Annotated in this window: 11 protein-coding genes and 1 pseudogene; 10 read left to right on the forward strand and 2 right to left on the reverse strand. The window is 54.0% G+C overall.

Going from position 1 to position 14,667, the window contains the following annotated elements; all coding sequences use genetic code 11:
* Positions 1 to 21 precede the first annotated feature (21 nt).
* Positions 22 to 2,247 (forward strand): restriction endonuclease subunit S, encoded by a 2,226-nt coding sequence (locus tag AC0XWG_RS13565; RefSeq protein ID WP_475680701.1) that lies wholly within the window; start codon positions 22 to 24, stop codon positions 2,245 to 2,247.
* A 394-nt stretch (positions 2,248 to 2,641) separates the two neighbouring features.
* Here the strand turns inward: AC0XWG_RS13565 and AC0XWG_RS13570 are convergent.
* A pseudogene (locus AC0XWG_RS13570) lies at positions 2,642 to 2,811 on the reverse strand (IS630 family transposase); the annotation flags it as partial.
* Between the two features lie 486 nt (positions 2,812 to 3,297).
* On the opposite strand from AC0XWG_RS13570, the gene AC0XWG_RS13575 reads away from it, so the two are divergent.
* From AC0XWG_RS13575 to AC0XWG_RS13590, 4 genes are all read left to right on the forward strand, one after another.
* Complete coding sequence (locus AC0XWG_RS13575) at positions 3,298 to 3,753, forward strand: hypothetical protein (RefSeq protein WP_475680702.1); 456 nt, start codon at positions 3,298 to 3,300, stop codon at positions 3,751 to 3,753.
* 290 nt (positions 3,754 to 4,043) lie between these two features.
* Positions 4,044 to 4,406: a YcgJ family protein gene (locus AC0XWG_RS13580; protein ID WP_475680703.1), complete on the forward strand. Its 363-nt coding sequence runs from the start codon at positions 4,044 to 4,046 to the stop codon at positions 4,404 to 4,406.
* A gap of 218 nt (positions 4,407 to 4,624) precedes the next feature.
* On the forward strand, positions 4,625 to 5,821 hold the full coding sequence (locus AC0XWG_RS13585; protein ID WP_475680704.1) for an NAD(P)/FAD-dependent oxidoreductase: 1,197 nt from the start codon (positions 4,625 to 4,627) through the stop codon (positions 5,819 to 5,821).
* Positions 5,821 to 6,198 carry a helical membrane plugin domain-containing protein gene (locus tag AC0XWG_RS13590; protein ID WP_475680705.1) on the forward strand — a complete coding sequence of 126 codons (378 nt, stop codon included), beginning with the start codon at positions 5,821 to 5,823 and terminating at the stop codon, positions 6,196 to 6,198. Before AC0XWG_RS13585 ends, AC0XWG_RS13590 begins: the two co-directional genes overlap by 1 nt.
* Positions 6,199 to 6,253: 55 nt before the next feature.
* Here the strand turns inward: AC0XWG_RS13590 and AC0XWG_RS13595 are convergent, their stop codons facing one another.
* A complete protein-coding gene (locus AC0XWG_RS13595; protein WP_028016107.1) occupies positions 6,254 to 7,087 on the reverse strand; it encodes a MurR/RpiR family transcriptional regulator in 834 nt (277 codons plus the stop codon).
* A 292-nt stretch (positions 7,088 to 7,379) separates the two neighbouring features.
* On the opposite strand from AC0XWG_RS13595, the gene AC0XWG_RS13600 reads away from it, so the two are divergent.
* The 5 genes from AC0XWG_RS13600 (at position 7,380) to AC0XWG_RS13620 (ending at position 14,658) form a co-directional block, all read left to right on the forward strand.
* Positions 7,380 to 8,885 carry a CoA-acylating methylmalonate-semialdehyde dehydrogenase gene (locus tag AC0XWG_RS13600; protein WP_028016108.1) on the forward strand — a complete coding sequence of 502 codons (1,506 nt, stop codon included), beginning with the start codon at positions 7,380 to 7,382 and terminating at the stop codon, positions 8,883 to 8,885.
* An 11-nt stretch (positions 8,886 to 8,896) separates the two neighbouring features.
* Entirely contained in the window at positions 8,897 to 10,822 is a 1,926-nt protein-coding gene (gene iolD / locus AC0XWG_RS13605) for a 3D-(3,5/4)-trihydroxycyclohexane-1,2-dione acylhydrolase (decyclizing) (RefSeq protein ID WP_475680706.1), read from the forward strand.
* A gap of 289 nt (positions 10,823 to 11,111) precedes the next feature.
* Positions 11,112 to 12,098: an inositol 2-dehydrogenase gene (gene iolG / locus AC0XWG_RS13610; RefSeq protein ID WP_028016110.1), complete on the forward strand. Its 987-nt coding sequence runs from the start codon at positions 11,112 to 11,114 to the stop codon at positions 12,096 to 12,098.
* A gap of 31 nt (positions 12,099 to 12,129) precedes the next feature.
* Positions 12,130 to 13,059, forward strand: coding sequence for a sugar ABC transporter substrate-binding protein (locus AC0XWG_RS13615; protein WP_028016111.1), 930 nt, complete (start codon positions 12,130 to 12,132; stop codon positions 13,057 to 13,059).
* Between the two features lie 51 nt (positions 13,060 to 13,110).
* Complete coding sequence (locus AC0XWG_RS13620; protein ID WP_108090887.1) at positions 13,111 to 14,658, forward strand: sugar ABC transporter ATP-binding protein; 1,548 nt, start codon at positions 13,111 to 13,113, stop codon at positions 14,656 to 14,658.
* The last annotated feature ends 9 nt before the right edge of the window (positions 14,659 to 14,667 follow it).

Below are 14,667 nucleotides of genomic sequence, written 5' to 3' on the forward strand. Positions count from 1 at the left end.
CCTCTCTTTAAGCCATCTTAAATGACTCTGAGGTGTCTGTTAAACCCGTGGCGATTCAACCCGCCCTACAGCGTGCGCGGCTTTCTGGAAACGCTGCCCGAGGAGGATCGCGAGGCCTACACCCTCACCGAGACTATCAACGATCTAGAAACTTCCAACAGCATCGAAACCTTCTTCATCGAGCGCGCCAAGCAGTTGCTACGCGCCGATGGTGTGGCAGCAATTATCCTACCGTCCAGCATCTTGTCCAACGGCGGCAGCGCTTACATTCGCACCCGCGAAATTCTGATCCAGTATTTTGACATCGTGGCGATTGCCGAATTTGGCAGCGGCACCTTTGGCAAGACCGGTACTAACACCGTCACTCTGTTCCTGCGCCGCAAGAAAACCACGCCCGACACCGCTGCACACTACCGCGAGCGCGTGGAAGAGTGGTTCAAAGGCTGCGACGCCAGTAAGCGCAAACAAGTCATCTACAAGGATGAGCACCTGATCGCCCGATATGCCGCGCACATCAACGTGCCGCTGAATGATTACAAGACCTTACTCAAAGGAGATCCCGATGGTGTTTGGGCCGATAATCTTGAATCAGTTTACCTCGAAAAATTCAACGGCAGCACTGAGGTTACCAATCTATATAAAACCAAATGGTTCAAGGTATTGAGCCCTCAAGATAAAGAAGCCGAAATTAACAAGCGCTATCTGGCATTTGTCCAGACCATTGAGAAAGACAAGCTCTACCACTTTGTGATGGCCTGCGATCAGCCTAATCCAGTGCTGATAATTCGCAGCCCGACAGGAACCAAAGAAATCAAGCAATTCCTCGGCTACGAATGGAGTTCTTCCAAGGGGGATGAAGGCATTAAACTCATCAAGGATTCCCATGGGCGACATCTAACGCCGTTATATGACGAAACCAATCGGGACAACACGGCAAAGCTCAATTCCCTAGTTTCCGCTAACTTCAATGGGCAACTATCATTACCAGAGGAATTGGCATCGTTTGCTGTAAGTGCTGCACTGACTGACATGATTGACTTCTCGCGAGTGACCTTCGATAAGCAATTGTCCATCACCCCAAATCGCACTAAAACAACAGTCAGCAGTAAATGGCCAAATACAAAATTAGCTAATGTCGCACAAATCTTAAATGGTGGCACTCCAAGCACTTCGGAGCCATCTTTTTGGGAGAACGGCGATATTTGTTGGGCAACTCTCGTCGATACTAAAAAGAAGTATCTCTTCGACACCAAGAGAAAAATAACAAGAGCGGGCCTGAAACACACCACGATGTTGCCCGTAAATACGGTCATGTTCTCAAGTCGTGCTACGATTGGTGAGGTTTGCATCAACAAAGTGCCAACCACCACTAATCAGGGTTACAAGAATTTTGTCTGTGACCCAACAAAGTTGAATTATGAATACCTTTACCAAGTTTTGGTTTATTTGCGCCCTGTACTGATTGATCTTGTTCCTGCTGGTTCGAAATACAAAGAAATCAATAGCAAAATGATTGCTGAGTTCGAAATTCCGCTTCCGCCGCTAAACGTTCAGCAGCAAATTGTCTCGGAGTGTGGAGAAGTGGACAAATCTGAGGGTGCCGCACATGAGTTGCTAGAATCACTACACAGCAAGATCGATGATGCAATTTCTGAGATTTATGAGTCTGGTGCACCATTTTCAGAAATCGACAAGCTCGCCACCAGTGTTCAGTACGGTCTAAATGAGGCCATGAACGAAGGTGGGGTTGGTTACAAGATCTTCCGTATGAACGAGATCATCCGTGGCCGTATGGTGGACAACGGCAGCATGAAGTACGCCGACATCAGCGTTGAGGAGTTTGCCAAGTACAAGCTCAACAAAGGTGACTTGCTTTTTAATCGCACCAACAGCATCGAGCACGTTGGCAAAACCGGGTTGTTTGACCTGGATGGTGACTATTGTTTTGCCTCCTACCTAGTGCGTGTGGCCCCCGACACCAGCAAGGTGTTGCCGAAATTTCTGGAAAAGATGATGAATTCATCGGCCTTTCAGACAGAAGCGAAAGGAAAGGCTTCCAGGTCCATCAATCAGGCCAATATTAACGCTACGGTGATGCGCAATATCAAGGTCCCGGTGCCACCACTTGCGGAGCAGATGAAATTTGTTGCCAAATTCGACGAACTGGAAAAGCAGATTGCCGACGCACAAGCGGTGATCGACAGCTCACCGGCCCGTAAGCAGGCCATCCTGCAGAAATATCTGTGAGGTGCATGTGACAATGAGCAATTTCGAAGAACAGTTCGCTCTTTGGGATCGATGCCGAACAGTTAAGGATCTGTTAACCGATCCTTAATTGCGGCACTACACTATAACGGCTTCCATAGCAGGGAGCCGTTTTTTTTATGCCACTTCAGTTATAAATAGATCTGGGTGATCTGACTCTATTTGACTAATACACCAAACTCTCATCAGCGGCAAAAACAGCTGAGAACTTCCGCTCCTCGCTCATAGCGGACCTTCAGCTCAGTCAGCTTGTCCGCTTAGTGTTGTCAATCATACAATCGAACCGCAAGAACCAGTATATTTGTGTATGGTGGGGATAAGGAAACGATGAGCTGTAAGTTTGAATAACGCTCCAATCCCAGTTAATCCTGCGTTATACGGATGAACGGGCGCAGCAGACTGTTCTGGGAGTGCCACTGGCGCGCTCGCCACAGTGCAACATTAGCAGGGCTGTGAGTCTACGAGCATAATTTTATTGCACGTTTTATGGATTGCTTTCTGTAACAGGGGTCGTTCTTCACACGAAATGGATGTTATGATTGACATAGCTCATTCTGGTTGGTGGTTTGTGATTGGTCAGAACGCACAATCCGGGATGAGTTTCATTAAAGTGATCTACTATTCCGCTCAGCTATTTAGAGTCCCCAAAATATGCAAACTCCATCGTGCACTGGCGACATTATATTATTCTCCCGTCCCAAAAAAAGCGCAAATATTGTCGTGCAGTCAGTCCTTACAAGACGCAGCGCAAAGCATCATCATGTAGCTATTGCCCTCTATAATTACAGCTTGATTCATGCAATGCCAAAACTCGGAATTCATCTTCGCCCTTTAGTTTAGTACCTCAACGAAAATAAAGATTTCGTTGTTTTTCGGCACATCTCCTCTCTCAGTGAAATAAACTCTGAGCACCTTGAAAAAAAATTGAGACATCATCATCTACAGCGCTATAGTTTACTAAATACTATATATACCAGCCCGCATCACTCATTTTGTTCAGAGCTTGCTGCCAAAGCTTACGAAAACTCTGGTATGCAATTAACTCATGGAAATAAAAATCCTAAAAGCGTACTTCCGTCCGATATATTTAATTACGTGAGCTCCAGTCCCGACTGGGTAGATATTACGCAGCATTATAAATGTTTTTATTTTGACAACCCAAAATCAGGTTCGCTGATCCTAGGAGCCGAAGTTGAGCAAAAGCTTGTCGATCACACCCAACTGATGGGCTTCAATCAGCAATTATTTGTAAACAGAATTAACTCAATCAGGACAAAACAAGGGCATAGTGCTGACCTCCTGACTGCTCCCATGAGCTTTTGGACGAATAACATTGCTAGATGCGTGACAATTCCAAGTTTTCTTTGTTATTGGGGAAGAATGCTAAGAAGCCTTATGCGATACCCCTTTGAAAAATTGAAGAATAAGTCCTTACCTAAGGATGAGATTCCTCTTGAAAAAAATCGGACGAAAAAAGAGGGTAGCTGACGTTGATTAATACACCTCAATACTAGTCATGCTGTTGAGGCAGCCAATGTCAGCACTTTGCTCACTGCGGACCTTCAGCTCAGCAAGTTCGTCCGCCCTGCTCCAGGAGCGTAAGCTGGAGTGCCAGAGGCTCTCTAAAGTTGATGGTTCTTTTTGTTGGGATACTTACAGCTAAAAACGGGGCATTTCCTGTTGAAACTCAGAACCATCCAGGTTTTTTTCGCCCCTCATGATGGTTCCATCGTGCCCAGTACAAATCCGACACTCATTAACCAACGGAGGTTATCATCTTGAACAAGACAATACTCTCATGCTCTATGGCCGTGCTGCTGGCTGTGTCCGCCATGTCCGCTCAGGCCAGGACCCCGGCCAAACTCCATTCGCCAGTGTCAGGCGTGCTCTGCGACCGATATGTATGCGCCAATGACAAGGGAATTTCCCGTGAGTTGACCGAGAAGTATCTCGGCAAGAAGGCTGCTGCAAACGAGGTGTTCACATCGAGCGATGTCGATCTGACCGAATTCACCTTTGCTAACGGCATTTTCTGCGATGTGAAGGAACGGCTGTGTCGTGAAGATCGTTATTATGGCACCAACGGTCAGCGCTCCGGGGCGGTCTCTAAAAAGTACACAAAGCTGCTCTTTGGTGAATAATAATGATGCAAAAGAGATCTCATGCAGAGGCTACGTTATAGGGATATAAATTATATTTTGCAGCGTATATTTTAAATGATGACATGATTGCCGAAATTAAATATTTCATTAAAGATTGTATTGCGGAATATTGCTCTGTTACTACGCTTTAGCTGAGCGTAACAGTGAAGCGGTCTGGTTACGTGAATTCCCATTCACTACCATGAGCGAATAACGGAATGAAAAACCGCATAATGATTGTCGGTGGCGGCACGGGAGGGACGATTGTCGCCAACCTGCTGGCCAGGAAATTACGACGAGAAATTGCCGCCGGTCAGGTAGAACTGATGCTGATATCCGAATCACCGGTGCACTACTACAAACCCGCGTTTATGTACGTCGCGTTTAACCTCTTTCATCACCATGAGCTGGCCCGGCCTGAGCGGCAATTATTGAGTCCGGAAATTCAATTTATTACCGATAAAATAGAATCTTTCGATTTTAAACAACGCCGCTTATACAGCGCCAGTAAGAAACACTACGACTGGAACCTGCTGGTTATTGCTACTGGCTGCACACCTTTCCCTCAAAAAATCCCTGGCCTTGCTGAAGTGGGCGATCATTTTTACCAATACGCGGCGGCCAGACAATTAGCCCATAAACTTGCCACCATTAAAAAGGGACGAATCTTTATCACCGTCTCTTTCCCGGAAACCCCGAATGTGCCCCACCAGTGTGGGATCGCCCCCATCGAGACCACGCTGATGGTTGACGACTATCTGCGTCAGCGTGGCGTACGTAATCAGGTTGAGATTGTTTATACCTATCCGACCGTAGCGCAATTACTGCGAAACTGTCTGTTCCTGCAACGTCCGGTTGGGGAGGCACTGGGGGATATTTTTGCTGCCAAAGGCATAAAGCACCAGCGCGGTTTTACCTTAAGTCATGTCGATCCTGACAGCAAAATCGCGCATTCCGCCGAGGGCGATTCGCAGAACTTCGACATCCTGATGGCCACGCCTCCCATCAGGGCGGTAGAGGCGGTGCGTAATACGGGGCTCAGTGAGATTCAGAATGGAGAAGGCTGGTTGCCGACGGATCACCAAACGCTGGGCGTCTACGGGTTAGAAGGCGTTTATGTGATCGGCGATACCGTCGATCTCCCTATCAGTAAAGCTGGCGGGTCGTGCCATAACCAGGCCCCGATCATTGTCGACAATATTGTGGCGGAACTGTATGGCAGACCACCCGGAAGCGGTAATCATTACGATGGCCGGGTTCAGGCCGTCGCGCAGATGGGGCTCTGGGCGGGGATGCCGCTGGTATATGACTATCGCAATGATGTGACGCCTGTGCCTGCGACAAAACTCGGTGGCATGCTGCGAAACGGTTTTAACCGTGGACTGTATTGGGGTGTCGTGAGGGGGATGTTCTGATGAGCGAACAGGAACAATTGCTGAAAAATCTTGCTCCGCTTATGGCCGGCAATCGCCTGAATAATCTTGTTGATTTGCTCGCCCTGGTGGCGGACCTGCTTGAAATGACTGATAACGCGATGGTCGAAAAACTGGCCGGCGTTTTTGAAGATGTTGTGACTGTCGGCTGGGAAGGCGGAACTGCGCTACGCATGGCATGGGGAGAGCAAATTAACCGGGAAGGGGATGTTTCGCTTCGGCAGGTGTTCTCAGTGCTGAACGATCCAGATACCCGTCGCGGCATTATGCTTCTACTGCGCGTTTTGCAGATTACGGGGCAACGCCTGAGTGCTCTCTCATCCGTAGACTACCCGGAGTGTACTGAAATAAAGAACTGACCAAAATGCCGGGGGGCGGCTGTGCCGTTCCCGGCCGGCAAAAGGGCAATGCAGACTATTTGTCCCCACTTCCCAACCTGTACGCCAGCGCCACCACCAGCGACTGCACCAGGCACAGCGTTGCTGACTGGGAGCGGAACGCATCCACCTGTGCCTCTTTCACCACAAAACAGAGATCGCTGAACGTCGCCAGCGGGCTGATCTGGCTATCCGTAATCACAATCTGACGTGCGCCGACGCTGGCGGCGGTTTCGCTGACCATCACCGTCTCTTCCGCGTACGGCGAGAAGCTGATCGACACCACGATGTCTCGCGCCTTAATGCGGCTGATTTGCTCGCGCAGCATGCCACCCATCCCGTCGAGCAGAATCGGGCGGCACTCCAGGTGGCTCAGGGCATAGGTCAGATAGGCCGCGACGCTGAAGGAACGGCGTAAACCGGCGATGTAGATGGTGTCGGCATCGGCCAACAACTGCACGGCGCGCTCCAGCATTTCCGGTTCGGCGCGGGCGGCCAGTTGCTGTAACGCCTGCGCATTCGATCGAGCGAATTCCTGCAAAATATCAAGCGGCGTTTCCGGCACGGCCTCGCTCTCCATTTCGCGAAACAGCCGGGCGCGGTCGCTATAGCTGGCTGTCTCCTCCACCAGGTTCATGCGAAACAGCTGTTTCATCTCGTTGAAACCGGTGAAGTCAAAGGCATTGGCGAAGCGGATGAGCGTCGACGGCGGTACGTCGGCGCGCTCGGCAATGACAGCAACTGTATCAAAGGCCACGCTGTTGGTGTTATCAAGCACATAGCGGGAAACCTGCTGCAGCCTCTTGCTCAGGCTATCGTAGCGATCGCGGATTTGCTGCTGCAGTTCGTTCAGGCTGGTTGCTGTCGTCATGTTATCCCCCAAATACAGTCATATGATTCTAAACGCAAAACCGCGTCTTTTAAATGTCGGCCATCCATCTGGCAGCAAAAATGAAACAGAAGCTTCAGTCATTTCCTCGCCCGAAATCCCTTAATAGCTCAGGCTGAGTCAGTGATGTTGGCTGTTAACATAAAAATCCATCCTTGATCACAATAATCATCATTTATTTTATTTCAACTTAAAATGGAATATTTGTTTCATATATAGTGTTCAGTACACAACGTTCAGGTAACAGTCACGTATCAACAGCGAGAGGTTAAGGATGGAGACGGTAGCGAATTTTATTCACGGCGAATGTGTCACCGGTTCAGGCCAGCGCGTTCAGGCGATCTTCAACCCGGCCACTGGTGAACAAATCCGCCAGGTGGTGATGAGCACGGCACAGGAAACCGAACAGGCGATTGCCGCAGCACAGCAAGCGTTTCCCGCGTGGGCGCGTTTTGCTCCACTTAAGCGCGCACGTGTGATGTTCCGCTTCAAAGCGTTGCTTGAAGAGAATATGGAGCGTCTGGCCCGTATCATCAGTGAAGAACACGGTAAGGTCTTCTCAGACGCAGTTGGCGAACTGACCCGTGGCCTGGAAGTGGTGGAATTCGCCTGCGGCATCCCGCATCTGCAAAAAGGTGAACACTCTGCGAACGTCGGCACGGGCGTCGACAGCCACTCGCTGATGCAGCCGCTCGGGGTCTGCGCCGGGATCACGCCGTTTAACTTCCCGGCGATGGTACCCATGTGGATGTTCCCGATTGCGCTGGCGACAGGCAACACCTTCGTGCTGAAACCATCGGAAAAAGACCCTTCACTCGCGCTCGCGCTGGCGCAGCTGCTGAAAGAGGCCGGCCTGCCGGACGGCGTCTTCAACGTGGTGCAGGGCGATAAAGAGTCCGTTGATGTGCTCCTGACCGACCCACGCGTGCAGGCTGTGAGCTTTGTTGGCTCAACGCCGATTGCCGAATACATTTACCAGACCGCGTCCGCCCACGGTAAGCGTTGTCAGGCGCTCGGCGGCGCGAAAAACCACTGCATTTTAATGCCGGATGCCGACATGGATATGGCGACGAACGCCATCATGGGCGCGGCTTTTGGGGCGGCAGGGGAGCGCTGTATGGCGCTTTCCGTGGTGCTGGCCGTGGGCGATAAAACCGCCGATGATCTCTGCGCCCGGCTGGAAAAACAGATCGCCGCGCTGCGCGTCGGGCCGGGGCTGGACCAGAAGCCAGAAAACGAGATGGGGCCGCTGATCTCCGCCGCGCACCGCAGCAAGGTGCTGGGCTACATTGACAGTGGCGAAGCGCAGGGGGCGAACCTGCGCGTGGACGGGCGTGGCTTCAGCGTGAAAGGTCACGAACAGGGCTATTTCGTTGGGCCGACGCTGTTCGATAACGTCACCCCGGAGATGACCATCTATAAAGAAGAAATTTTCGGCCCGGTGCTTTCTGTGGTGCGCGTAGCAGATTACGCCAGCGCGGTGGATCTGATTAACCGCCACGAATATGGTAATGGCTCGGCTATTTTCACCCGTGACGGTGGCTGCGCGCGCCGCTTCTGTGAAGAGGTGCAGGCGGGCATGGTGGGGGTCAACGTGCCGATCCCGGTGCCAATGGCATTCCACAGCTTCGGCGGCTGGAAGCGTTCCATCTTTGGTGCGCTCAATGTTCACGGGAACGATGGCGTGCGTTTCTACACCCGAATGAAAACCATCACTGCACGCTGGCCGGAAATGCAGCAGGAGACAGGCGCTGCGTTCTCCATGCCGACGCTGGGCTGACAGGGGGTTTTATGCAAACCGAACGTATGACCATGGCCCAGGCGCTGGTCAGATTCCTTAATCAACAATACGTTAGCGTTGATGGTAACGAAACGCCCTTTGTGGAGGGCGTGGCAACGATCTTTGGGCACGGTAACGTGCTCGGTATCGGCCAGGCGCTGGAGCAGGATCCCGGCCATCTGCAGGTGATGCAGGGCTGTAACGAGCAGGGGATTGCCCATATGGCGACGGGATTCGCCAAACAGCATCGCCGCCAGCGTATTTTTGCCGTCACCTCATCCGTTGGGCCTGGTGCTGCCAATATGGTGACGGCGGCCGCGACGGCCACGGCGAACCGTATTCCGCTCCTGCTGTTGCCGGGCGATATCTACGCCAGTCGCCAGCCTGACCCGGTGTTGCAGCAGATCGAGCAGTATCACGATCTCAGCATCAGTACCAACGACTGTTTCCGCCCGGTCTCCCGCTACTGGGACCGCATCAACCGTCCTGAACAGCTCATGAGCGCGATGTTAAGCGCGATGCGAACGCTTACTGACCCCGCAAATACAGGGGCGGTGACCATTTGCTTACCTCAGGATGTGCAGGGGGAAGCCTGGGATTACCCCCTGAGTTTCTTTGCGCGTCGTGTGCATCATATTGAACGCCGTCCACCTGACCCGCAGCGGCTGGCGCAGGCTCAGGCATTGATTGCCCGCAAGCGCCGTCCGCTGGTGGTATGCGGCGGCGGCGTGCGTTACTCCGGTGCGCATGAGGCGTTACGGGAATTTGTTGAAACGCTGCAACTGCCGTTTGCCGAAACCCAGGCCGGAAAGGGGGCGCTGGTAAGTGACCACCCGCTTAATCTGGGGGGCGTCGGTGTGACGGGCGGAATGGCCGCCAACCAGCTTGCGCCGCAGGCTGACCTGGTGATTGGTATCGGCACGCGCCTGACCGATTTTACCACCGGCTCCAAGGCGCTCTTTTCCCATCCGGACGTCGAGTTCCTGCTGCTGAACGTGGCCGAGTTTGACGCCCTGAAGCTGGATGCCACCGCGCTGATTGCCGATGCCCAAACCGGGCTGACGGCATTGACCCACGCGCTGAAAGATTACCGCAGCGGCTGGGGAGAGGCGATCGCTGAGGCGAAGTCCGCCTGGCGCGACGAATGCCGTCGCCTGTGGGATCGCCAGTGGCGTCCGGACGACGCGCCTGAAGTGGCAGGGCACCTGGATGCGCAGCTCATGGAATACGGTGAAACGCTCAATACCCGCCTGACCCAGACTCGGGTGCTTGGGCTGATCAACCAGCATGTTGAAGATAACGCCATCGTGGTGGGCGCGGCCGGTTCTCTGCCGGGAGATTTACAGCGCCTCTGGCAGGTCAAAACGCCGGACAGCTATCACCTGGAGTACGGCTACTCCTGTATGGGGTACGAGGTCGCAGCGGCCATCGGCGCGAAGCTGGCAAAACCTCAGCAGCCGGTGTACGCCATGGTGGGTGATGGTTCGTACATGATGCTGCATTCAGAGCTGCAAACCGCCGTACAGGAGGGCATTAAGGTCACCATTCTGCTGTTTGATAACGCGAGCTTCGGCTGCATTAACAACCTGCAGATGGGGCACGGAATGGGCAGCTTTGGCACGGAAAACCGCTACCGCAACCCGAAAACGGGTCGGCTTGACGGGCCACTGGTGAAGGTCGATTTTGCGCAAAACGCGGAAAGCTACGGCTGTCGTGCATGGCGAGTTCATGACGAGCAAAGCCTGCTGACGGCGCTGGAAGCCTCGCGCGCCCACCCGGGGCCGACGCTCCTCGACATCAAAGTGCTGCCGAAAACAATGACCCATGATTACGCGTCATGGTGGCGAACCGGCGACGCGCAGGTGGCGGAGTCGCCAGCGGTGCGCCAGGCCGCCGAGCAAACACAGGCTCAGGTGAAAAAAGCCCGTCAGTATTGAATTTTCCTGCCGTAACGAAATTTTCATTTCATTTTTCTTTTTCCCCTCACCCTGACCCTCTCCCACAGGGAGAGGGGACGGTACGGTGCGGTTTTCACTCCCTCGCTCCTTTGTAATGGAGGGACATACCTTCCTTCATGTTGTGAGATTGATAACAAAATTTATCTCATACATCTCAAAAGTGTTAACCCGCACTCAAAAACATAATTTTCACTATTTATAAAAATGAAATAAATGTTTTATTTATAGTGTCGTTAGTTCACAGCATTCACCAACACCGGGAGCCGTTATGTTTAACATTGCTTTACTGGGCGCTGGCCGAATTGGCCAGGTACATGCAGCTAACATCGCCAGCCACAGTGCGACCACGCTCTGGTCCGTGGTTGACCCGAATCAGGAATTCGCCACGCGTCTCGCCACGCAATATCAGGCGCGTCAGCAGAGCCTGGATGAGGCGATGACCGACCCGAACGTTCATGCCGTACTGATCGCCTCCGCGACCGACACCCACGCTGATCTGATTGAAATGGCCGCCCGTCACGGCAAAGCCATCTTCTGTGAAAAACCGGTACACCTTGATCTTGCCCGCGTACGCGACTGCCTGAAGGTGGTCAAAGAGTATGACGTGCCGCTGTTTATCGGTTTTAACCGCCGCTTTGACCCGCAGTTCCGTCGCGTGAAAACCGACGCTCAGGCCGGGCGTATCGGCAAACCGGAATCGCTGCTGATCATCTCCCGCGATCCGTCTCCACCGCCTGCGGAGTACGTGCGTGTTTCCGGCGGTATGTTCCGCGATATGACCATTCACGACTTTGACATGGCGCGCTTCATCATGGGTGAAGAGCCGGTGTCGGTGTATGCCCAGGGCAGCAATCTGGTGGATCCGGCGATTGGCGAAGCGGGAGATATCGACACCGCGTTTATCGTTCTGAAGTACGCCTCCGGCGCGATGGCGACCATCGTCAACAGTCGCCGCTCTTCATACGGCTACGACCAGCGCCTGGAACTGCACGGCTCCGAAGGGCTGCTGTGCGCGGGCAATATCCTTGAAAACCAGGTGCAGCACTACGGCAAACAGGGTTGCACCAGCGCGCTGCCGGAACACTTCTTCCTGCAACGCTACAAATCCGCTTACGCCGCGGAATGGGAACACTTTGTTGCGGTTCTGCGCGGCGAAGCGGTACCTGATTGCAGCGGCGATGATGGTGAACGTGCGCTGTACCTCGCGGATAAAGCGCTGGAATCACTGCGTTGCCAGCGCGAGATCGTCCTCTAAACACAACAACCCTACACAGAGAGACATAATAATGAAAAAACTGATCTTAGCCGCCCTCATCGCCATGACATCCGGGGCCGCCCTCGCCGAAAACGAGCAACTTGTTTTCAGTACACCAAACCTGGCCATGCCGTTTGAAGTTCACATGCAGCGCACGGCGGTGAAAGCCGCAAAAGAGATGGGCGTGAAACTTCAGGTACTGGACGGTCAGGGCAGCTCACCGAAGCAGGTGGCTGACCTGGAAAACGCCATCACCCGTGGTGCGCAGGGCTTTATCGTCTCCCCGAACGATGTGAACGCGGTCTCCAGTGCGGTAGATGAAATTCAGGATGCGAAGCTGCCGGTTGTGACGCTTGATCGCTCCGTCGATAGCCAGAAAAAAGTGCCGCACTTTGGTGCCAACAACTACAAGGGCGGCCAGGCGATTGGCGACTTCGTCAAAACTAAATTCCCCAACGGCGCAGACATCATTCTGTTGACCGGCCAGCCGGGCTCCTCCTCCAACATTGAACGCACCAAAGGGATCCGCGACAGCCTGAAGGCGGGTGGGGATAAGTACAAGATCGTCGCCGATCAGACCGGCAACTGGATGCGTTCGGAAGGGATGCGCATTGTCGAAAGCGTTCTGCCGTCGCTGCCGAAACGTCCGCAGGTGATCCTCTCCGCCAACGATGATATGGCGCTGGGGGCGATTGAAGCGCTGCAGAGCCAGGGTGTGAAGCCGGGCGAAATTCTGGTGACCGGCTTTGATGCGGTACCGGAAGCGCTGGCCCGCGTGCGCGACGGCTGGCTGGCGGTAACGGCGGATCAGCGCCCGGGCTTTGCGGTGACCACGGCGATGAGCCAGCTGGTGGCTAACGTACGTGAGAAAAAAGCCATCACCGGGGCGGACTATCCGCCGACGCTGATCACCAAAGAGAACCTGCAGCAGGCTGAGCGTATTGCTGAGGCCGGTAACTGATTTGTCCGGAGCCGCCGTACGGGCGGCTCCCCATAAATAAGGAGCAGGCTGATGTCGCAACCCTTACTGAAAGTAACCGACCTGGCAAAAAGCTTTTCCGGCGTATGGGCGCTGAGCAGCGCCCAGCTCACCGTCGGCACGGGTGAAATTCACGCTTTGCTGGGTGAGAACGGCGCCGGGAAATCCACGCTGTTGAAGGCACTCGCGGGCGCACAGCCGCAGACGCGCGGGGAGATCTGGTTCAACGGTGAAGCGCTGCCGGTAGACGACTCCCCGGTAGAACGGCAGAACAAGGGCATTATTACCATCTATCAGGAATTCAACCTGCTGCCCAATATGACCGTCGCGGAAAACATGTTTCTCGGACGCGAACCGCGCAAACGTAACCTGATCGTCGACGAAAAAGCGGTCAATCAGGAAGCGCAGGTGATTCTCGATTATCTGCAACTGAACGTCGCACCGACCACGCCCGTCGCCCGTCTGAGCGTGGCCCAGCAGCAGATGGTGGAGATCGCCCGGGCGCTGACCCTCAATGCCAGGCTGATCATCATGGATGAACCCTCCGCCGCGCTGAGTGACAGCGAGGTGGAAAGCCTGCACCGCGTGGTGCGGGAGCTTAAAAACCGTGGCGTGAGCATTATTTATGTCACTCACCGCCTGCATGAAGTTTTCCAGCTTTGCGATCGTTTCACCGTTTTCCAGGATGGCCGTTTCACCGGCACCGGCGCGGTAGCGGAGACCAACGTAGAGCAGTTGATCCGCCTGATGGTAGGGCGTGACGTGGCCTTTAACCGCCGCCCTGCCAGCGAAACCCATCATCAAGACAAACCTGTCCGTTTGTCGGTGAAAGGGTTAAGCCGGGAAAAACCGCCGCTGGATCCACACGGTATCGCTCTGCATGACATCAGTTTCCACGTCCACGCCGGGGAAGTCTTAGGGATTGCCGGGCTGGTGGGGGCTGGCCGTACCGAGGTGGCGCGCTGCCTGTTTGGCGCTGACGCCTTTACTTCAGGCAGCTTTGAGCTGGACGGCGTGCCGTACCAGCCGCGCGACCCGCTTTATGCCCTCGATCAGGGGGTGGCGCTGGTACCGGAAGACCGTAAGAAAGAGGGGGCGGTGCTGGGGCTGTCGATTCGCGACAACCTGTCGCTCTCCTGCCTCTCCTCGTTGCTGCAGTGGCGCTGGTTCGTGAATACCCGCAAAGAGGACGACCTGATTGAGTCCTACCGCCAGGCTCTGCAGATCAAAATGGTCAACAGCGCGCAGGAGGTGCGCAAGCTCTCTGGCGGCAACCAGCAGAAAGTGATCCTCGCGCGCTGCATGGCGCTCAACCCGCGGGTGCTGATTGTCGATGAGCCGACGCGTGGCATCGACGTCGGGACCAAATCGGAAGTGCACCAGGTGCTGTTTGATATGGCGAAAAAGGGCGTGGCGGTGATTGTGATCTCCTCCGATCTGCCTGAAGTGATGGCGGTGTCTGACCGGATCATCACGCTCAGTGAAGGCCGAGTGACTGGCGAGATCCACGGTGACGACGCTAACGAAGAACGGCTGATGACGATGATGGCCATCAACCACAACGCCCTGAACGCGGCATAACGGAGTTTC

It is taken from the genome of Enterobacter sp. DVT3837, from assembly GCF_056238685.1.

Bases quoted from the DNA above. Each gene is read 5' to 3' on its own strand.
- AC0XWG_RS13565 (WP_475680701.1), top strand. From the start codon at position 22: ATGACTCTGAGGTGTCTGTTAAACCCGTGGCGATTCAACCCGCCCTAC.
- AC0XWG_RS13575 (WP_475680702.1), top strand. From the start codon at position 3,298: ATGCAATTAACTCATGGAAATAAAAATCCTAAAAGCGTACTTCCGTCC.
- AC0XWG_RS13585 (WP_475680704.1), top strand. From the start codon at position 4,625: ATGAAAAACCGCATAATGATTGTCGGTGGCGGCACGGGAGGGACGATT.
- AC0XWG_RS13590 (WP_475680705.1), top strand. From the start codon at position 5,821: ATGAGCGAACAGGAACAATTGCTGAAAAATCTTGCTCCGCTTATGGCC.
- AC0XWG_RS13595 (WP_028016107.1), bottom strand. From the start codon at position 7,087: ATGACGACAGCAACCAGCCTGAACGAACTGCAGCAGCAAATCCGCGAT.
- AC0XWG_RS13600 (WP_028016108.1), top strand. From the start codon at position 7,380: ATGGAGACGGTAGCGAATTTTATTCACGGCGAATGTGTCACCGGTTCA.
- iolD (WP_475680706.1), top strand. From the start codon at position 8,897: ATGCAAACCGAACGTATGACCATGGCCCAGGCGCTGGTCAGATTCCTT.
- iolG (WP_028016110.1), top strand. From the start codon at position 11,112: ATGTTTAACATTGCTTTACTGGGCGCTGGCCGAATTGGCCAGGTACAT.
- AC0XWG_RS13615 (WP_028016111.1), top strand. From the start codon at position 12,130: ATGAAAAAACTGATCTTAGCCGCCCTCATCGCCATGACATCCGGGGCC.
- AC0XWG_RS13620 (WP_108090887.1), top strand. From the start codon at position 13,111: ATGTCGCAACCCTTACTGAAAGTAACCGACCTGGCAAAAAGCTTTTCC.